Below are 20,403 nucleotides of genomic sequence, written 5' to 3'. Positions count from 1 at the left end.
TCCGGTTGGCTGATGAGGCCTTTAATACTACCTCAAATCTGCCTGTTTACAAACCAAGCGCTTGCTTGGTATTGTCATTTCCATCCTCCGAAAAACCCGCGGGATGCGGGCGACAAACACAAGGCAGAGAAGATGTCAGATTCCAACCGCAAGACCGTGCGTATCGGCTGCTCCGCCGCCTTCTGGGGCGACACCGAGACCGCCGCCGCCCAGCTGGTCAGGAAGGGCAATATCGATTACCTGGTGGCGGACTACCTGGCCGAGATCACCATGTCGATCATGGCCGGCCAGAAGATGAAGGACCCGACCCAGGGGTATGCCCGGGATTTCGTCCAGACCGTGATGGGCCCCTTGCTTGGCGAGATCAGAGAGAAAGGCATCCGGGTACTGGCCAATGCCGGCGGCGTGAATCCGATAGCCTGCCGCGACGCTCTACAGGCGTTGTGTGAGAAGGCGGGTGTCGATCTCAAGATTGCCCTGGTACTCGGCGACGACCTGCTGATGAAGAAGAAAAAACTCAGCGACGCCGGCATCACCGAGATGACCACCGGCCAGCCCATGCCGGCCATGATGGTCAGCCTCAATGCCTACCTGGGCGCACCAGGCCTGGTGGCCGCCCTGGAACAGGGGGCCGACATTGTCATCACCGGCCGCGTGGCGGACAGCGCCCTGGTGCTGGCACCGTTGGTGCACGAGTTCGGCTGGCAATGGGACGACTACGACAAACTGGCCCAGGGCAGCCTCGCCGGCCACCTGCTGGAATGCGGCGCCCAGGCCACCGGCGGTAACTTCACCGACTGGCAGGATGTGGCCGACGGCTATGCCGATATGGGCTTCCCGATCGCCGAAGTCAGTGCTTCAGGCGACTTTGCCATCACAAAGCCCGAGGATACCGGCGGTATGGTCAGTCGGGGGACCGTCGCGGAACAACTCGTCTACGAGATCGGTGATCCCCGTGCCTACCTGCTTCCCGACGTGGTGTGTGATTTCACCGGGGTCACCCTAGAGGAGTCCGGCCCCGACCGGGTAACGGTCAAAGGGGCCCGTGGCCAGGCTCCCACCGACAGCTACAAGGTATCCGGCACCTGGCCGGACGGTTTCAAGTGCACAGTCACCTTCCTGCTGGCCGGCCTCGATGCCCGCAACAAGGCGCAGACCGTGGCCGAGGCCATCCTGGCCAAGACCTCCCGCATGTTCAGCGAGCGGGGCCTGCCTGATTACTCCGAAACCAGCATCGAACTGCTGGGCACCGAAACCACCTATGGCGCCCACGCCCGTGGCGAGGAGTGCCGGGAGGTGGTGGTAAAAATCAGCACCGCCCATCCGAAAAAAGAGGCGCTTGTTCTGTTCTCCCGGGAAATTGCCCAGGCCGCCACCGGCATGGCACCGGGAATTACCGGTATTGTCGGCGGGCGGCCGACTGTGTGGCCCAAGATCCGGCTGTGGTCCTGCCTGGTTCCGAAGACGGACGTCTCAGTAACCGTGGACCTGGGAGGAGAACAGACACCGATCGACATCCGCACGGACGGCGGCTTTGATCCGGACCGGCTCCTGCCGGTTGTCGACTCCGCAGCCACTTCGGAAGCCGACCTGGTCGTACCCCTGATCGAACTGGCCTGGGCCCGCAGCGGCGATAAGGGCGATCACAGCAACATCGGCGTCATCGCCCGAGATCCGGCTTTCGAACCCTACATCGCTTCCGCCCTGACCGAGGCCGGCGTCGCGGACTGGATGGCCCACACCTTGAATCCCGAGACCGGCAGGGTCACCCGCTGGGCCATGCCCGGCCTGCACGCATTCAACTTCCTGCTGGAACACAGCCTCGGAGGCGGCGGCGTTGCCAGCCTGCGCATCGATCCCCAGGGCAAGGCCTTCGCCCAGCAGCTTCTGGAATTTCCCGTGCCCATCAGCCGGGCCGTTTATGAAAAAGGACAAAAACGATGAGTTATCGCTCTGTATTCCAGCCGGACCTGTTCAAAGACCACACCTACATCGTCACCGGCGGTGGCTCCGGCATCGGCCGCTGCACGGCCCACGAGCTGGCCGCCCTGGGCGCCAGAGTTGCCCTGGTTGGCCGGAAGCAGGAAAAGGTTGACGCGGTAAAGGCAGAAATCACCGAGGACGGCGGCATCGCCTCGGCCCATGTGTGCGATATCCGCGAGGAGGAGTCGGTCAAGGCGACCGTCGCCGCCATCATCGCCGAACACGGCGGTCTCAACGGCGTGGTGAACAATGCCGGCGGCCAGTTTGCGTCTCCGTTGACCGGCATCAACCAGAAGGGCTGGGAAACCGTCGTCCGGACCAACCTCACCGGCGGCTTCCTGATGGCCCGGGAAGCCTACACCCAGGCCCTGAGTAAAACCGGCGGTGCCATCGTCAACATCGTCGCCGACATGTGGGGCGGCATGCCCGGCATGGGCCATTCCGGCGCAGCCCGGGCCGGCATGGTCAACTTCACCCAGACCGCCGCTGTGGAGTGGGCTCCGTCCGGTGTCCGCGTCAACGCCGTGGCCCCGGGCTGGATCGCCTCCAGCGGCATGGACAACTATCCCGCCCACATGAAGAACTGGATCCGCAGCCTGGCCGACGCCGTGCCGATCAAGCGCCTCGGCACCGAATCCGAAGTCAGCGCCGCCATCTGTTTCCTGCTCAGCCCGGCCGCCACCTTTATCTCTGGTGATTGCCTGAGAATCGACGGCGCCGCCTCCCAGGGAGGACGTGTCTGGCCGATGCCGAAAGCCAAGAACAATGAGCCCTGGAACGGCTTCCACCGCGCCGTCACCCCGAAAGTACTGAGCGAGGACTGAGGAGCCGACCATGCAGGTACTCGACACCACAGTAAACCCTCAGTCCGACGATTTCCGGGCCAACGCCGAAGCCATGGAGGCCCACATCCACACTTTCCGCGAGGTCGAGCAGAAGGTTCTGGATCTTGCCGAATCGGCACGGGAAAAATTCACCAAACGGGGCAAACTCCTGCCCCGGGATCGCATCAACCGGTTGCTAGACCGCGGCAGCGAATTCCTGGAACTGTGCTCCCTGGCCGGCTACAAGATGCACGATGACAAAGACGGCTCCCAGGCCGGCGGCGGCATCATCGCCGGCATCGGCACCGTCAGCGGTGTGCGCTGCCTGGTGGTGGCCAGCAACAGCGCCATCAAGGGCGGCACGATCACTCCGGCCGGCCTGGACAAAACCCTGCGGCTGCAACAGATCGCCATGGAGAACAAACTGCCCGTGGTGTCCCTGTCCGAAAGCGGCGGCGCCAACCTCAACTACGCCACCGACATTTTCGTGCTCGGGGCGCGAGGCTTTGCAAACCAGGCCCGCATGTCCGCCGCCGGCATCCCCCAGGTCACCGTGGTCCACGGCAACGCCACCGCCGGCGGCGCTTACCAGCCGGGGCTGTCAGACTATGTCATCACCGTGCGCGAACAAGCCAAGATGTTCCTCGCCGGCCCGCCCCTGCTGAAAGCCGCCACCGGCGAGGTTGCCACTGACGAAGAACTCGGCGGCGCCGAAATGCACGCCACCGTGGCCGGTACCGCCGAATACCTCGCCGAAGACGACGCCGACGGCATCCGCCAGGCCCGTGAAATCCTCGGCGCCCTGCCCTGGAATGAGCATCTCCCGCCCCAGCGGGAAATGGCGTGGGAACAGCCCCTGTACCCGGCCGAAGAACTACTGGGCGTGATTCCCGCCGATTCCAAGAAACCCTACGACGTCCGGGAAATCCTCGCCCGAATCGCCGACGGCTCCCGGTTCCTGGACTTCAAGAACGGCTACGACGACCAGACCGTGTGCGGCACCATCCGCATCGAGGGCCATTCCGTCGGCATCATCGGCAACAACGGCCCAATCACCCCGGAAGGCTCCACCAAGGCCGCCCAGTTCATCCAACTCTGCGACCAGGCCGGCACCCCGATCCTGTTCCTGCACAACACCACCGGTTTCATGGTGGGAACGCATTCAGAACAGAACGGCATCATCAAACACGGGTCAAAGATGATTCAGGCGGTGGCCAACTGCCGGGTGCCGAAGTTCGCAATTGTGGTTGGCGGTTCCTATGGTGCAGGTAACTACGCGATGTGCGGCCGGGGCCTCGACCCACGTTTCATCTTCGCCTGGCCCAACAGCCGAACGGCTGTGATGGGTCCGGCTCAGGCGGGCAAGGTGATGCGCATCGTAGCGGAGGAGAAGCAGCGCCGCGGTGGCATGGAGCCGGATGCCAAGACGCTGGATTTCCTGGAACAGGCGACGGCCAAGAAACTGGAGGATGGCTCCACGGCCTTGTACGGAACGGCCCGGCTCTGGGACGACGGCCTGATCGATCCACGGGATACCCGGCGGGTTCTGGCCCTGGTGCTATCGGTCTGCCGTGAAGCCGAACAGCGGCAGTTGCGGCCCAACACTTTTGGTGTGGCGCGGTTTTGACCTGTTCATAGGTGGAGCCCGCCTCGAGGCGTTCGAATTTGGGGGGAGAACCGGTTGGAAGGACCTGTCCAAAAACCGCTACGAGCACGTCCATGTGCGCTTGTTTCAGGCCATCCTTGGCCTTCAACATTTTTGGACAGGTCCTTCCAACCGGTTCACGCAAATTTGGGAATACCGCCCCTCCTAGAGTCAGCTTTTCGAGGCAGACAAAGAGATGAGAGCAGCAAAGAAAGAGCTCGTTATGGCGAAGGGTCAACCAGAAAAAGGAATTCAACAGGCAGCAACATCGTTTCAGACAAAGGCGGGTGTGGGGGATGGCTTTCAGAAAATGTAGAGGGCCATGGATGGCCCGAAACAAGCGCACATGGACGTGCTCGTAGCGGTTTTCTGAAAGCCATCCCCCACACCCGCAACCCAGGCTAATGGACGTGCACCAGAACAAACAGGCACGAACTAACCACCCAGGAGAACAAGAACGTGAAATTCACAGCCGAACACGAAGCCCTGAGGAAAACGGTAAGAGACTTCGTCGAAAAAGAGATCAACCCCTACTGCGACGAATGGGAAGAAGCCGGCGAGTTTCCCATCCATGATTTGTTCAAGAAACTCGGCAACCTCGGCATCCTCGGCATCCAGAAACCCGAGGAATACGGAGGTATGGGTCTGGATTACAGCTACAACCTGGTTGCGGCCGAGGAACTGGGAACGGCGCTGTGCGGTGGCGTGCCCCTGGCGATTGGCGTGCAGACCGACATGTGTACCCCCGCCCTCGCCCGCTTCGGCTCCGACGAGCTCAAACGGGACTTCCTCGTTCCCGCCATTGCCGGTGACATGGTCGGCTGTATCGGCGTGAGTGAGGTCGGTGCCGGTTCGGACGTTGCCGGTCTGAAGACCACCGCGAAGAAAGACGGCGACGATTACATCATCAACGGCTCGAAGATGTGGATTACCAACTCGCCGAAGGCAGACTTCATTTGTCTGCTGGCCAACACCAGCGACGACAAGCCCCACAAGAACAAGTCCCTGATCGTGGTACCGATGAACTCCCCCGGCATCACTTTCAGTCCGCATCTGAACAAACTGGGCATGCGCTCCTCTGAAACCGCCCAGATTTTCTTCGACGATGTTCGTGTGCCCCAGCGTAACCGGATCGGGGCCGAGGGCACGGGGTTCATGATGCAGATGCTGCAGTTCCAGGAGGAGCGGATGTGGGGCGCGGCGAATGTCATCAAGGCGCTGGAGGTCTGTATCGACAAGACCATCGAGTACTGCCGTGAGCGCAAGACCTTCGGCCAGCCGTTGTTGGACAACCAGTACATCCATTTCCGTCTGGCAGAACTGCAGACCGAGGTGGAGGCCCTTCGGGCGCTGACTTACCAGGCCTGCGAACTGCACATTGCCGGCAAGGACGTAACGAGGCTCGCCTCCATGGCCAAGCTCAAGGCCGGGCGTCTGGGGCGAGAGGTGACAGACAGCTGTCTGCAGTACTGGGGTGGTAACGGTTACATGTGGGACAACCCCGTGTCTCGGGCTTACCGGGATGTCCGGCTGGTGTCCATCGGCGGCGGTGCCGACGAAATCATGCTCGGGATTATCTGCAAGCTGATGGGTACTTTGCCGGGTAAGCGGCGCGACTGACCAGAGTAGAAATTGGTGCATGGTCTGCAGCCCGGAAGCACTTGCCAGGACACGCTACGAGCACGTCCATGTGCGCTCGTTTCGGGCCGTCCCTGGCCCTCAACGGTCCTGGCAAGTGCTTCCGGGCTGCAGACCCCAAATTTAGTGCGTGGAGTCACAAATGGAACGGTTACCTCATTGCGAAACGCTTCTCCTTGAAAAACAGGGCCCAACCCTGTTTTTAACCATCAACCGCCCCGATGTCCGCAACGCCATGAGCCTGCAAATGGTGGCGGAATTGGCAACGATCTTTACCCAGATCGAACACGACGAAACCATCCGCGCCGTCGTCATCCGCGGTGCCGGAGGCCACTTCTGCGCCGGTGGCGACATCAAGGACATGGCCGGGGCGCGGGGCCAGAAACCGGAAGAAGGCCAGCACGACCCGTTCTATAAACTGAACCGTGCCTTCGGCCAGATGATCCAGCAGGTCAACGAATCCTCGAAAGTCGTCATTGCGGTCACCGAAGGTGCCGTAATGGGCGGGGGCTTTGGTCTAGCTTGCGTCTCCGACGTCGCCATCGCCGGACCCACGGCCAAATTCGGAATGCCGGAAACCACCCTCGGTGTTATACCCGCCCAGATCGCTCCGTTTGTAGTGGAACGCATTGGCCTGACCCAGGCCCGAAGGCTGGCCCTGCTCGGCCTTCGAATCGACGCCAAAGAAGCCTGCGCCCTGGGCATAGTCCATCAGGTTGCGGAAACAGACGAGGAGCTGGATCAACTCCTTGAACAGGCCCTCGAACGCGTCCGCCTGTGCGCCCCCAACGCCACGGCCGAGACCAAGGCGTTGCTGTACCGGGTCGGCCACGAACCGATGCACAAACTCCTGGACAGCGCCGCAGAAAACTTCGCAGAGGCCATCCGTGGCCCGGAAGGCGCCGAAGGCACCATGGCGTTCATGCAAAAGCGTCCCCCCAAATGGGCAGACAACGACGAATGATTGCGGAGCAAGGGGGAGGGTCGATTCACTTCCAGAAAATGTTGAGGGCCAAGGATGGCCCGAAACAAGCGCACATGGACGTGCTCGTAGCGGTTTTCTGGAAGTGAATCGACCCTCCCCCTTGCGGCATGCACCCAACTCAGAGAAAACCACAATGCTAAAAAAACTCCTGATAGCCAACCGAGGCGAAATCGCCGTAAGGGTCATCCGCACTGCCAAAGCCCTGGGCTACCGCACCATCGCGGTCTACTCCGAAGCGGACGCCAACGCCATGCACGTGGAACTGGCCGACGAAGCCGTCTGCATTGGGCCGGCGCAGGTCTCAGCTTCCTACCTGAATGCCGAAGCGATCCTTGAGGCGGCCCGAAAAACCGGAGCCGACTGCATTCACCCCGGTTACGGCTTCCTTTCCGAGAACTCCGCCTTCGCCAAAGCCTGCAAAGACGCCGGCCTCGTCTTCGTCGGCCCGCCGGAATCTGCCATCGAACTGATGGGCAGCAAACGCCGCTCCAAGATCGCCATGAAGGAAGCCGGCGTCCCCGTCGTGCCCGGCTACGAGGGCGACAACGCCAGCGACGACGAGCTGATCCAGGCCGCAACCGATATCGGTTTCCCACTAATGGTCAAAGCCTCCGCCGGTGGCGGCGGCCGGGGCATGCGCTTGGTGGAAAACGAAGCCGAACTGGCTGACAACCTCAAACGCGCCCGCTCCGAGGCCAAACAGGCCTTCGGTGATGACGAACTCATCCTGGAAAAAGCGGTTATCGAACCCCGGCACGTGGAAATCCAGGTCTTTGCCGACCGCCACGGCAACGCCGTCTACCTGGGCGAACGGGACTGCTCAGTGCAACGACGCCACCAGAAAGTGGTCGAAGAAGCCCCCTCTCCCTTCGTCACCCCCGAACTCCGACAGGCCATGGGAGAAGCCGCCGTCCGGGCCGCGCTGGCCTGTGGTTATGAAGGCGCCGGCACGGTGGAATTCCTGGTGGACAAAGACCGCAACTTCTACTTCCTCGAAATGAACACCCGCCTGCAGGTGGAACACCCGGTCACCGAGCTGATTACCGGCCAGGACCTGGTGGCCTGGCAGCTTGCCGTCGCCGAGGGCCAGCTCCTGCCGCTGACCCAGGAGGAGATCACACTCAATGGCCATGCCATCGAAGTACGCCTATACGCCGAAGACCCCGCCCACGGCTTCACCCCGCAGACCGGCGAACTCCATTGGTTTGAACCTGCCGAAGGTGAAGGCCTGCGCTACGACACCGGTGTCCGCTCCGGCGATACGGTCAGCCCCCACTACGACCCCATGCTGGCCAAAGTCATCGCCTGGGGCCAGACACGGGATGAGGCCCGCCGCCGGCTGATTCGCGCTCTTGAGGACACGAAAGTATTCGGCGTCACCACCAACCGCTGGTTCCTCAGCCGGATCATCGCCGATGACACCTTCGGCGCCGGTGAAGCCACTACGGGCTTCCTGCAAAGCGCGTTCGCCGACGATCCCTCCCTGTCACCGCAAAAACTCAGCATCCGGGAACTGGCCCTGAGCGCCTGCGCCCTGGGTCTTGGCAATTCGGGCCAAGGCGGCTGGAGTAACGCGCCCGCAACGGTGATACCGATCAAGCTGGAGGTGCAGGGCGAAACCCTCGAACTGAAGGTTCGCAAAAGCGGCAACAGCCTGTCCGTGAGCCATGGTGACGAGGAATACCATCTGGAGGTCCAGAGCCACTCCGATGGCCTGTTATGCATTATCGACAATGGCGTTCGTCAGCGTTGCCAATACCACCGGCAAGGCGATTCCCTATATTTGCAGGCGTTCGGCCAGTCCTGGTCGGTGCGGGATGTGACCCACCAACCAGCGGCTGGCAGCGCCGGCGCCGGGAGCGGAAAGCTCCAGGCCAGCATGGACGGGGCTATCATTGATGTACTGGTGGCCGAAGGCGAAACCGTGGAACAGGGCCAGACCCTGGTCATCCTCGAAGCCATGAAAATGGAACACCCGGTCAAGGCCGACCGGCCTGGCGTGGTTGCCGGCGTGCATACCCGTGCCGGGGAACAGGTCAGACGCAGCCAACTCCTGGTGGAAATCACCGTTACTGAAGAAAAAACATGAGCCAAGACACCGTATCTGCCCGAGACATCTTCCGCAGCCTGCCCGGCGTCCTCCGCCGGTTTCCCGCCATTGCGAAGGGACTGTACTACTACTCCGTGAAGGATGAGAACGCAGACCTGACCCTGGGCAAGCTGATCGAGCAGAACGCTGAGAAATACGGCAACCGGCCCGCCATCCTGTTCGAGGACCGATCCATCACCTGGAGCGAACTCGATACCTGGAGTAACCGCATCGCCCACTATCTGAAAGACAAGGGGCTGGTAAAGGGCGAGGCCATTGCCGTCTTGCTGGAGAACCGGCCCGAACTGCTGGCGGTAGTCGCCGGCGCGGCCAAGGTCGGCATTGCCTGTGCAATGCTCAACACCTCCCAGAAGGGCAAGGTCCTGGCCCACAGCATTAACCTGATCCAGCCGCGTATGGTGGTGGTCGGTGAAGAGCTGGTGGAACACATCGAGGACATCCGCGGCGACATTCGCCCCCGGCATAGTCAGCCATTCCAGTTCCTGGCGGACACCAACACCATGAACAGCTTCGGCGACGCTCCTGCCGGCTATACCAACATGGCAGAGCAGATCAGCAGCTATTCAGGCACCCGTCCGCTGGTAAGCAACCCGCCCACCATGGGCGATACCGCCATCTACCTGTTCACCTCCGGCACCACCGGCCTGCCCAAGGCCGCCCCCGGCTCGCACCGCAAGTTCGTCAAAGCCTATGGCGGCTTCGGCATGATGTCCCTGGCCATGGAGCCGGAAGACGTCCTCTACTGCACACTGCCCCTGTACCACGGCACCGCCCTGCTGGTGTGCTGGGGTTCGGTACTGGCCGGCGGCTCCGCCATCGCCCTGCGCCGCAAATTCTCCGCCACCGCCTTCTGGGACGACGTGCGCCGCTACAACGCCACCACCTTCGGCTACGTGGGCGAACTCTGCCGCTACCTGCTGAACCAGCCGCCGAGCGACCAGGACCGCAACCACAGCCTGACCAAGATGATCGGCAACGGCCTGCGCCCATCCATCTGGAAGGAATTCAAGGAACGCTTCGGCATCGAAACCGTGGCGGAACTCTACGCCTCCTCCGAGGGCAACATCGGCTTCAGCAATTTCTTCAACATGGACAATACCGTGGGCTTCTCCACGGCGCCTTACAAACTGGTGAAATACCACGAGGGCACCCGCGACCCGGTTCGCAACAAGAAGGGCAAACTCGAACCGGTCAAGAAGGGCGAACCGGGCCTCCTGATCGGCGAGATCACCAAAAAATGGTCGTTTGAGGGCTACACCCAGAAAGAGGCGACCGAAAAGTCCATCCTCCGGGACGCTTTCAAGAGGGGCGATGCCTGGTTCAATACCGGCGACGTACTCAAGGAGATCGGTTTCGGACACCTGCAGTTCGTGGACCGGATGGGGGACACGTTCCGCTGGAAGGGGGAGAACGTCTCGACCACGGAGGTGGAGAACATCATCGATGGCTCCGGCATGGTGGAGGAGGCCATTGTCTACGGCGTGGAGATCCCCGGGACCAACGGCAAGGCGGGCATGGCGACGCTGGTGCCCCATAACAACGGCAAGGATTTCGACGTCAACCGTCTGTTCGCCTATCTGCAGGATAACCTGCCACCCTATGCGGTGCCGGTATTCGTGCGTATCACTCACGCCATTGAGATGACGGGGACGTTCAAGTACCGGAAGGTGGATATCCAGAAGCTCGGTTATTCGCCCCGACCCCGTGAAGAAGTCTACGCATGGTTGCCGGGAACTTCTGGTTACACCTTGGTTGATTCGGAGCTGGTTTCTCGGATTGATGCTGGGGAGGTTCGGTTTTGACCTTTGGTTTTTGGTCCTGGTTTGGCCCTAGCCTGTTAGGTTCGGAGTTTGCCGGGCTGGGGTAGTCTTCCCAAAAACCGCTACGAGCACGTCCATGTGCGCTTGTTTCAGGCCATCCATGGCCTTCAACATTTTTGGGAAGACTACCCCAGCCCGGCAATCGAAACTGGGAGTTATAGCCACGCGTCTGGCGTCACCAATGATTTTAGGGCTGGCTCTGCTCGACTATCACTGCCAAGTTCAGAGAGTGAGAGTGGGTGGCCCCTCCCTAAAATGTCGGAGGCCATGGATGGCCGGAGTCAAGCGCACACGGACGTGCTTGTAGCGGTTTTTGGGAGGGGCCACCCACTCTCACCACCCCCGAAACCAGGCAGGCTAGGAACGCAAATCAGGCCAGAACTCAGGACCCAACCTTGAGCACCACCTTCCCGGTAGCCTTCCGCCCCGTAAGAGCACCCAAAGCCTCCACGTAATCCTCGAATTCGTAGACGGCACTGATTTTGGGATCGATCTTGCCCTCGGAGAACAGCTTCATCAGATCCATCATGTTCTGGGCACTCACCTCCGGCTCGCGACGGGTGAAGTCGCCCCAGAATACACCAACCACGGAACAGCCCTTCAGCAACGTCAGGTTCGCCGGGATCTTCGGAATTTCGCCGGCGGCGAAGCCAACGATGAGGTGGCGACCGTTCCAGGCCATGGCGCGCAGGGCCTGTTCGGTGAAGTCGCCGCCAACGGGATCGTAGATGACATCCACGCCTTTGCCCTTGGTGAGCTTCTTGGCGGTTTCCTTGAGGGGTTCTTCGGAGTAATTGATCAGCTCATCGGCGCCGGCTTCTTTGGCAACCGCCAGTTTCTCGGCGGAACTGGCCGCCGCGATAACACGGGCGCCCATGGCTTTGCCGAGTTCGACCGTGGCCAGGCCAACGCCACCGCTGGCACCAAGTACCAGAAGCGTTTCTCCCGGCTGAATGTTAGCCCGTTGTTTCAGGGCGTGGTAGGAGGTGCCGTACACCATGGTGAAGGCGGCGGCCTTTTCGTCGGACATGCCGTCGGGGACGGGCAGGAGGTTGTCTTCCGCGGTTACTACTTCCTCTGCAAAGGCACCGTGGCCGGTGAGGCCGGCGACCCGATCACCGGGTTTGAAGCGGGTGACCTTCTCGCCTACCTCGATGACTTCGCCGGCCATCTCACCACCCGGCGAGAATGGGAGGGGCGGTTTGAACTGGTACTTGTTCTCGATGATCAGGGTATCGGGGAAGTTCAGTCCCGCCGCCTTGACGCGGACCTTCACACCTCTGCCCTTCACTTCCGGGCTGGGTACCTCTTCAATGACCAGTTTGTCGGCGGGCCCGTATTCCTTGCAGAGTATGGCTTTCATGGATTCTCCCGAGATTGTTTATTGTTCGACCGGCGTTTCCGGAATTCTTGATAGCGATCAAGCTAAACACTCTCGGGCCATGAGGCAAATCAGGATCCTTTATTTTTCACAATAAACGCTGCTTATTGTCGGGCTGTTCCGCCCGTGCTCAGAGCAGCGATCCGGCATAGATGAGCGCGCCAACCAGGCAGACCGCCGCAGCGATCAGGCCGAACTTCAGGGCCGGGGAAAAGCCCGAAGGTTTGCTGGCGGGAGCAGTAACCGCTTCGTCGTGGTTGACCAGCTTCTGGTCATGGTTGGAGTCGCGGATAAGCTCGATCATCTCTTCACACTGTTCGGCGGAGAACGCCTGGGGATTGAACCTGTCCAGTCCGTGGCGTTCCAGAAACTTTCGCACGTCGGCGGACAGCGGTACGTATTTCATGGACCAGTTGCTGAAGGTGCGCGCCTCGATGGGTTCTTCGATCAGCGTGATGATGTTCCGGTGCCGGTCGTCCCGCTTGATGCGGTCGAAGGTCTTCCGGACTTCCTCTTCTTCCCCCTCGAGATACTGGAAGAACCGGTCGTTACCGTAGTACAGCCCCCCCACCAGCTTTGCTTTGGCGTTGTTGTTGCGAGACGTCAGCAGGATCCGAGCAACATGGGGCTCTACCCCTTTTTCAACGGGCTGGGCATCAAACGTAGCTTCACTGGCATAGGCCAGACGTATCAGGGACATACTGCGTCTCCATTGAGTGGCGAAGGGAAAAGAGTAGGTTGGAGGCAAGATACGCTGGGACATGTCGCGATGGATCACAGGTATGCTTCCAACGGATACCGGTGTGGGGGTCGGAGATGAATCAGAGGGCGATTTCGGCTATCCTTCGCGCACCTGTCGCGGGCGTGCACCCGTTCTGTTGTCTGTTTGCCGGGATTTTCCATGTTCGACATTATCTACCTGCTTGAAATGATCGGGGTCGTCGCCTTTGCCATTTCCGGCATGATTGTGGCGCGCTCCAAGAACATGGATCCGGTGGGTGTGTTTACCATCGGCTTTATCACGGCCCTGGGCGGCGGCACCCTGCGGGATCTGATGATGGACAACCACCCGCTATACTGGATCAAGCATCAGGAGCAACCCATCCTGATCCTGGCCATGGCCATCGTGTTCAGTTACTGGAGCCGGGCACATAGTCTGCGGGAGTCCCGCATCGTATTTCCGGATGCCATCGGGCTGGGAATATTTTCCATACTGGGGGCGCAACTGGCGCTGGACCTGGGGCACTCCTGGTTCGTTGCCTCCCTGCTGGGCGTGATGACCGGAACCTTCGGTGGCGCCCTGCGGGATACCCTGTGCAACGAGGTGCCGTACATTTTCCGGAAGGATCAGATCTACGCTTCTATCTCGTTCGCCGGGTGCTGGCTGTACTTTGTCTGCCAGTGGTCCCTGGAGAGCGAGGCCCTGGCACTGACCATCGGGCTCCTGTTTATCGTGATCGTCCGGATGCTGGCTGTTCGCTTCGATATTCGCCTGCAAAGGGACCCGGGGCAGCAATAGGCATATTCTGTAATCCTGAACTGTCAATCATCCCTTGGCCTGAGAAAGCTCAGGCGGTAACATTGCCGTTTTTTCACGCAATTCAAAACCGTTCGGCTCCAACCGGGCCCAAACCCCAACTTCCAGCATCCTGTGAGGCAGACAACCGTCATGCTTGAACGACTGTTCCAACTCCAGGCCCATGGCACCACCGTTCGTAAAGAAGTGGTTGCGGGCATCACCACCTTCCTGACCATGGCCTACATCATCGTGGTCAATCCGAGCATCCTGTCGTCCACCGGCATGGATTTCGGGGCGGTTTTCGTTGCCACCTGTCTGGCAGCCACCATTGGCACCCTGATCATGGGCCTTTGGGCCAACTATCCGATTGCCCTGGCTCCGGGCATGGGCCTGAACGCGTTCTTCTCGTTCACGGTCGTCGGCAGCATGGGTTACAGCTGGGAGGTGGCGCTGGGCGCGGTGTTCCTGTCCGGTTTCATCTTCTTCATCCTGAGCGTGGTGAAGGTGCGGGAATGGCTGATCAACAGCATCCCGATGTCCCTGCGCTTCGGCATCTCGGCCGGTATCGGTTTCTTCCTGGCCCTGATTGCCCTGAAGAACGCCGGTATCGTGGTTGATCACCCCGCCACCCTGGTGGGCATGGGTGACATAAAGGTGGCCGAGAGCCTGCTGTTCTTCGGTGGCTTCGTGCTGATCTGCGCCCTGTCCTTCCGTAAGATTACCGGCGCTGTGATGATCGGCATTCTCGCCATCACCGTGATTGCCCTGATGCTGGGCATGGTTGAATACGAAGGCTTTGTCTCCGCGCCGCCGAGCCTGGCACCGACGTTCATGCAGCTGGATCTGGCCGGTGCCTTCAATGTCGGCATGATCAGTGTGATCTTTGCCTTCCTGTTCGTGGACCTGTTTGATACCTCCGGCACCCTGATCGGCGCCGCCCAGCGCGGCGGCCTGCTGGATAAGGACGGCAAACTGCCACGTCTGGGCCGGGCCCTGATGTCCGACTCCGTTGCCACCATGTCCGGTGCGGCGCTGGGTACCTCAACCACCACCAGCTACATTGAATCCACTGCCGGCATTTCCGCCGGTGGCCGCACCGGCCTGACCGCGGTGGTGGTCGCGGTGCTTTTCCTGGCGTGTCTGCTACTGTCGCCGATTGCCAGCATCATTCCCCCGTATGCCACTGCGCCGGCGCTTTTGTACGTAGCCGTGCTGATGGCCAGTGGTCTGAAACTGGTAGACTGGGACGACATTACCGACGCAGCCCCGGCTATTGTCACCGCACTGACCATGCCGCTGACTTTCTCAATTGCCAACGGCATTGCCCTGGGCTTCATTACCTATGCGGTGATCAAGGCGCTGTCCGGCCGCTGGTCTGATCTCAATGCCAGCGTCGTAACCATTGCCGTTGTCTTCGTCCTGAAATTCATGTTCCTGGATGTCGCCTGAGCGGCATCCTGACCTTGTGACCGGATACCCCATGGATTACTTCTCAGAGAGCATCAAACAGGCCATCCGCACCGTTCCGGACTGGCCGAAACCGGGCGTGACCTTCCGCGACATCACCACTGTCCTGCAGGACAAGACCGCGTTCCGGAAGCTGATCGACGCCTTCGTCCACCGCTACCACGGTGACAAGATCGATGCCGTGGCCGCCGTCGATGCCCGGGGCTTCATCATCGGTTCGGCCCTGGCCTATGAGCTCAACGCCTCGCTGGTGCTGGTGCGCAAGAAAGGCAAACTGCCCTTCGATACCCTGGTGGAAGACTACGAACTGGAATACGGCACTGCCTCGGTAGAACTGCACAAGGATGCGTTCAAGTCGGGCGACAAAGTGGTTCTGGTGGACGATCTGATCGCCACCGGCGGCACCATGCTTGCGGCTTCCCGCCTGATCCGACGCATTGGCGCCGAGATCGTGGAAGTGGCAGCCATGATTGACCTGCCGGACCTGGGCGGCTCCCGCAAGCTGCAGGAGGAAGGCCTTCAGGTCTATACTGTGTGTTCGTTCGAAGGAGACTGACCAACCACACAGGAGGCGGCCATGCCCGACTACCAACATCACTGGAAGGACGGAACACCGGTCCATCTGCCCCTCGGCAAGATCGTCTGCATTGGCCGCAACTACGCCGAACACGCCAAGGAACTGAACAACCCGGTTCCGGACGAACCGCTGCTGTTCATCAAGCCCTCCACAGCGGCGGTTCACATAACCCGCCCCCTGGACATCCCCAAGGATCGTGGCGAGGTTCATTTTGAAACCGAACTGGCGGTGCTGATTGGTCGCCCCCTGACCAACGCTTCCGCCAGCGAGGCCGAATCGGCCATCCTTGGCTACGGCCTCGCGCTGGACCTTACCCTTCGGGATGTCCAGAGCAAGCTGAAGGAAAAGGGTCAGCCCTGGGAGCGGGCCAAGGCCTTTGACGGTGCCTGTCCCCTTTCACCCTTTGTCGCTGCCGACAAACTACCCCGGGACAACATCCACTTCACCATGGACATCGACGGCGAACGCCGCCAGACCGGCGACACCCGGGACATGCTCAACCCTATCGTGCCCCTGATCGCCCATATCAGCAGCCACTTCTCCCTGATGCCCGGCGACGTGGTGCTGACCGGCACCCCGAAAGGCGTTGGCCCGCTTCAATCCGGCCAGACCCTGACTCTGGAACTGGAGGACTTGCTGTTCCTGCAAACAAGGGTAACCTGAACGGTCGTGACTGCCCGTTGTCAGTGACGATCCCACTCCCGATAACGGACGTATAAGTGGTATGGCAAGAAAACCGGTTACCTCCCGAACAGGGCGCTTCTTCAAACTCGCAGGCATGACCGCTTCGGTGGCCGGGCAATACGCCGGCCAACGGGCGAGGCGTGTATTCCGCAGTGAGAACGACGAAGGCGCCCAAAGCGAAAGCTATACCCGCATGGCCGGCCAGATCGCGGACACTCTCGGCGAGCTCAAGGGTGCGGTGATGAAGGTTGGGCAGATTGCTTCCCAGACCCAGGATTTCCTGCCCCGGGAGTTCTCCGAGGCACTGGAAAAGCTGCAGAAAGAAGCCCCGCCCATGCCCTTTGAGGTGATTGTCGAGCAGATCGAATCGGAGCTTGGCAAACCCCTGGGGGAACTCTACGAATACGTGCAGGAAGCGCCCTACGCCTCCGCGAGCATCGGGCAGGTGCACCGGGCCCGTCTGCATGACGGCACCGATGTCATCATCAAGGTCCAGTATCCGGGCGTGGATGAGTCCTGCGACTCGGACCTCAAGCAGCTACGAATGACCCTGCGCCTCGGCGGCCTGCTGAAAATGCCGAAGGAATCGGTGGACCAGCTGTTCGCCGAGATCCGGGTACGCCTCCACGAAGAGCTGGATTACGAGAACGAGGCCAGCAACATAAAGCTGTTCAGGGACTTCCACCAGGACCAGCCCTGGGTGCTGATCCCGGCAGTGATCGACAGCCATTCCACCCGCCGGGTGCTGACCCTGGAACTGGTGGAGGGCGATCACGTCAGCAAGGTAACCCCGGACCGCTACGATCAGGACACCATCAATCTGATCGGCCACCGGATTTTCATGATCATGGCGGACCAGCTGTTCCGGTTCCAATGCATCCACGGCGACCCCCACGCCGGGAACTTTGCCTATCGCCCGGATGGCAGCATCGTCCTCTATGATTTCGGCTGCGTGAAGAAGCTGAAGCCCGAGATTGTCGAAGCCTACCGCAAGGCCCTGCTCGCCGCGCTGCAGGAAGACTACGAGGCCCTGGACCGGCACCTGATCGACCTGGGCGCCCGGGTTGGCAGCCAGCCGGCGGTGGATGAGGCCTATTACGCCATGTGGCGGGATATTCTCATCGTTCCGTTCCAGGGCGACGAGCCCTACGATTTCGCCGAGGCGGACATTCACAAGCACGTGGCGGCCAAGACCAGCACGGTGTTCAAGTACCTGGATTATTTCAAACCGCCGGTGGAGAGCATTTTCATCGACCGGATGATAGCCGGGCATTACTGGATGCTGAAGCGGCTGGGGGTGCAGGCGGCGTTTCGGGCGGAGTTGGAGAGGTATCTGAAGATGGGGTCAGATGAAGGCGTTCATCTGACCCCGGAGTAAGGCACAGTTTTGGGAAGGTATCCCCCAACAGCGCCCATGCACCGGAGTGAAGTGACCCTCGAAAGTCGGTGTCCAACTTTCGGGGGTCACTTCAGAGTCAGGCTCATGAAGTCGGGGTCAGATGAAAGCTTTCATCTGACCCCATTTTCACCGACCCTGGAACAAGGCATAGAGCTGGGCGCCAGGCCGGGGTCTGAAGAAAGCCTTCTTCTGACCCCATTTTCATCTACCGGTTACCCGCAAGCCTCGACACCCACTCGGCAACCCCCTCACTGGCGCCCTTGCGAATGACATTCGCGCGGGATACCGAGGCCGGCTCGCCGGGATCGATCACGGTAATCGGCACATCCATATCCACCTCATACACCAGCCCCGCTGCGGGGTAGACCTGCAACGAGGTACCCACAATCAGCAGGTAATCGGCGGTGCGCACCACCTCGGCGGCTTTCTCCAGCATCGGCACTTCCTCACCGAACCAGACAATGTGCGGGCGGAGCTGTTCACCGCGGTCGCAGCAGTCGCCGGGATTGATGTCGTTGTAGCCGATGTCATACACCGGCTCCGGATACACTGAACTGCGGGCCTTGGTGAGTTCTCCGTGGAGATGGATCACATTGGAGGAACCACCCCGCTCGTGCAGGTCGTCCACATTCTGGGTCACGATGGTCACCCGGTACCGTTTCTCCAGCTCCGCCAGCAGGCGGTGCGCCTGGTTGGGCCGGGCGTCCTTCAGCTGGCGGCGGCGCTCGTTATAGAAGCGCAACACAAGCTCCCGGTTGCGCTCGAAGGCTTCGGGCGTAGCCACGTCATACACGCTGTGCTGCTCCCACAAACCGCCGTTGTCGCGGAAGGTGGAGAGGCCGCTTTCGGCGCTGATGCCAGCGCCGGTGAGTACGACGATATGGTCCTGCATCAGTCGAAAATCTTGCCCGGGTTCATGATGCCGTTGGGATCGAACACCTGCTTGATGCCCTTCAGGTAGGCGATCTCCGCCTCACTTCGGGTGTACTGCAGGTAAGGCTTCTTGGTCATGCCCACACCGTGCTCCGCGGAGACACTGCCCTCGTAGCGCTGCACAATCTCGAACACCCACTTGTTGACCTGCTGGCACTTCTCGAAGAAGTCTTCCTTGGCCATGTCCTCGGGCTTGAGAATGTTCAGGTGCAGGTTGCCGTCACCGATGTGACCGAACCAGATGATTTCGAAATCCGGATAGTGCTCGGCCACCACGCTGTCGATTTCCTCCAGGAAGCCAGGCACCCTGGAAACCACCACAGAGATGTCGTTCTTGTAGGGAATCCGGGGCGCGATGGACTCGGAGATGCGCTCCCGCAGCTGCCACAGGTTCTGGGCCTGGGTTTCGCTCTGGCTGATCACGCCGTCCAGCACCCAGCCTTCCTCGACACACTGCTCGAACAGCGTCATGGCATCGTCCATGACCTGGTCGGACACCGCCTCGAACTCCAGCAGCGCGTAGTAAGGCGCTTCGGTCTCGAACGGTGCCTGCACCTGGCCGTGGGCCAGTACATGCTGCATGGCCTGATGGGAGAAGAACTCGTAAGCGGTCAGGTCGAGCTTCTTCTGGAACGCCTTGAGCACGTCCATGGTGTTGGTGAGGTCGTTCAGGCCCAACACCAACACCGTCAGGTCGTCCGGCTTGCGGGTCAGTTTCATGGTGGCTTCGGTGATGAAGCCCAGAGTACCCTCGGCGCCGATAAACAGGTGGCGCAGGTCGTAGCCGGTGTTGTTCTTGGCCAGATCCTTGTTGAGATCCAGGACATCGCCCTTGCCGGTCACCACTTTCAGGCCGGCGACCCAGTCCCGGCTCATGCCGTAGCGAATCACCTTGATGCCGCCGGCATTGGTGGACAGGTTGCCGCCGAGCTGGCTGGAGCCGGCGGACGCGAAATCCACCGGGTAATAGAGGTCATTCTCTTCGGCAAAGTTCTGCAGCTGCTCGGTCACCACGCCGGCCTGGCACCGGACGGTGCGGTCGCTGGCGTTGAAGTCGAGGATCTGGTTCATGTTATCGAACGCAACCACCACCTCACCATTAGCGGCAACCGCGCCGGCACTCAGACCGGTACGGCCGCCTGACGGCACCAGAGCCACCTGGTTCTCGTTGGCGAACTTCACCAGCGCCTGCACCTGCTCGGTGGTCTTCGGAAGTGCGATGGCCAGGGGCTTGGGCGGATAAATCTTGGTCCAGTCCTTGCCGTAGGTATCCAGGTCCGCGGGGTCGGTCAGCACCTTGCCCGGGGTATCGCCAGTGGCAATCAGCTCTTTGAGGGAGGCAATGATCTGTTCAGAACTCATGAGTGCGTCAGTCTCGTCAGGGTTGGGCCGGAGCCTGTTGATACGCCATTCACAGGGAATTGATTCAGGCAAACCG

General features: G+C 60.8%; 16 protein-coding genes. 12 read left to right on the top strand and 4 right to left on the bottom strand.

Going from position 1 to position 20,403, the window contains the following annotated elements:
* The first annotated feature begins 132 nt into the window (after positions 1 to 132).
* The 7 genes from DET50_RS11620 to DET50_RS11590 all read left to right on the top strand — a co-directional run bounded on the left by DET50_RS11620 (position 133) and on the right by DET50_RS11590 (position 10,987).
* On the top strand, positions 133 to 1,944 hold the full coding sequence (locus DET50_RS11620) for an acyclic terpene utilization AtuA family protein (RefSeq protein WP_113863014.1): 1,812 nt from the start codon (positions 133 to 135) through the stop codon (positions 1,942 to 1,944).
* Positions 1,941 to 2,807, top strand: coding sequence for an SDR family oxidoreductase (locus tag DET50_RS11615; protein WP_113863013.1), 867 nt, complete (start codon positions 1,941 to 1,943; stop codon positions 2,805 to 2,807). Before DET50_RS11620 ends, DET50_RS11615 begins: the two co-directional genes overlap by 4 nt.
* 10 nt (positions 2,808 to 2,817) lie before the next feature.
* Positions 2,818 to 4,434, top strand: coding sequence for an acyl-CoA carboxylase subunit beta (locus tag DET50_RS11610; protein ID WP_113863012.1), 1,617 nt, complete (start codon positions 2,818 to 2,820; stop codon positions 4,432 to 4,434).
* Between the two features lie 477 nt (positions 4,435 to 4,911).
* Positions 4,912 to 6,072, top strand: a complete 1,161-nt coding sequence (gene atuD / locus DET50_RS11605; protein WP_113863011.1) for a citronellyl-CoA dehydrogenase — start codon at positions 4,912 to 4,914, stop codon at positions 6,070 to 6,072.
* Positions 6,073 to 6,232: 160 nt separating this feature from the next.
* On the top strand, positions 6,233 to 7,054 hold the full coding sequence (locus DET50_RS11600; protein ID WP_113863010.1) for an enoyl-CoA hydratase/isomerase family protein: 822 nt from the start codon (positions 6,233 to 6,235) through the stop codon (positions 7,052 to 7,054).
* A 154-nt stretch (positions 7,055 to 7,208) separates the two neighbouring features.
* Positions 7,209 to 9,164: an acetyl/propionyl/methylcrotonyl-CoA carboxylase subunit alpha gene (locus DET50_RS11595; RefSeq protein ID WP_113863009.1), complete on the top strand. Its 1,956-nt coding sequence runs from the start codon at positions 7,209 to 7,211 to the stop codon at positions 9,162 to 9,164.
* Positions 9,161 to 10,987, top strand: coding sequence for a long-chain-acyl-CoA synthetase (locus tag DET50_RS11590; RefSeq protein WP_113863008.1), 1,827 nt, complete (start codon positions 9,161 to 9,163; stop codon positions 10,985 to 10,987). The genes DET50_RS11595 and DET50_RS11590 overlap by 4 nt, the downstream gene beginning before the upstream one ends.
* A 400-nt stretch (positions 10,988 to 11,387) precedes the next feature.
* On the opposite strand, the gene DET50_RS11585 is transcribed toward DET50_RS11590, so the two are convergent.
* Positions 11,388 to 12,368, bottom strand: a complete 981-nt coding sequence (locus DET50_RS11585; protein WP_113863007.1) for an NADPH:quinone oxidoreductase family protein — start codon at positions 12,366 to 12,368, stop codon at positions 11,388 to 11,390.
* Positions 12,369 to 12,516: 148 nt separating this feature from the next.
* Complete coding sequence (locus DET50_RS11580; protein WP_113863006.1) at positions 12,517 to 13,086, bottom strand: BLUF domain-containing protein; 570 nt, start codon at positions 13,084 to 13,086, stop codon at positions 12,517 to 12,519.
* A 201-nt stretch (positions 13,087 to 13,287) separates the two neighbouring features.
* Between DET50_RS11580 and DET50_RS11575 the strand changes: the two genes are divergently transcribed.
* The 5 genes from DET50_RS11575 to DET50_RS11555 all read left to right on the top strand — a co-directional run bounded on the left by DET50_RS11575 (position 13,288) and on the right by DET50_RS11555 (position 18,011).
* Positions 13,288 to 13,905 (top strand): trimeric intracellular cation channel family protein, encoded by a 618-nt coding sequence (locus DET50_RS11575; protein WP_113863005.1) that lies wholly within the window; start codon positions 13,288 to 13,290, stop codon positions 13,903 to 13,905.
* 150 nt (positions 13,906 to 14,055) lie between these two features.
* Positions 14,056 to 15,354: an NCS2 family permease gene (locus tag DET50_RS11570; RefSeq protein ID WP_113863004.1), complete on the top strand. Its 1,299-nt coding sequence runs from the start codon at positions 14,056 to 14,058 to the stop codon at positions 15,352 to 15,354.
* A 31-nt stretch (positions 15,355 to 15,385) separates the two neighbouring features.
* On the top strand, positions 15,386 to 15,928 hold the full coding sequence (locus tag DET50_RS11565; RefSeq protein WP_113863003.1) for an adenine phosphoribosyltransferase: 543 nt from the start codon (positions 15,386 to 15,388) through the stop codon (positions 15,926 to 15,928).
* Between the two features lie 21 nt (positions 15,929 to 15,949).
* Complete coding sequence (locus tag DET50_RS11560) at positions 15,950 to 16,612, top strand: fumarylacetoacetate hydrolase family protein (protein ID WP_113863002.1); 663 nt, start codon at positions 15,950 to 15,952, stop codon at positions 16,610 to 16,612.
* Positions 16,613 to 16,673: 61 nt separating this feature from the next.
* A complete protein-coding gene (locus tag DET50_RS11555; protein WP_113863001.1) occupies positions 16,674 to 18,011 on the top strand; it encodes an ABC1 kinase family protein in 1,338 nt (445 codons plus the stop codon).
* A gap of 226 nt (positions 18,012 to 18,237) precedes the next feature.
* On the opposite strand, the gene DET50_RS11550 is transcribed toward DET50_RS11555, so the two are convergent.
* Together DET50_RS11550 and DET50_RS11545 are read right to left on the bottom strand one after the other, a co-directional pair.
* A complete protein-coding gene (locus DET50_RS11550; protein ID WP_113863000.1) occupies positions 18,238 to 18,924 on the bottom strand; it encodes an SIR2 family NAD-dependent protein deacylase in 687 nt (228 codons plus the stop codon).
* Positions 18,924 to 20,327 (bottom strand): FAD-binding oxidoreductase, encoded by a 1,404-nt coding sequence (locus DET50_RS11545; RefSeq protein WP_113862999.1) that lies wholly within the window; start codon positions 20,325 to 20,327, stop codon positions 18,924 to 18,926. The genes DET50_RS11550 and DET50_RS11545 overlap by 1 nt, the downstream gene beginning before the upstream one ends.
* Positions 20,328 to 20,403 lie beyond the last annotated feature (76 nt).

Origin of the sequence: Marinobacter pelagius (assembly GCF_003315345.1) — a bacterium.
In the GTDB taxonomy this organism is placed as follows: domain Bacteria; phylum Pseudomonadota; class Gammaproteobacteria; order Pseudomonadales; family Oleiphilaceae; genus Marinobacter; species Marinobacter pelagius_A.
This window is presented reverse-complemented; position numbering and strand designations above follow the sequence as displayed.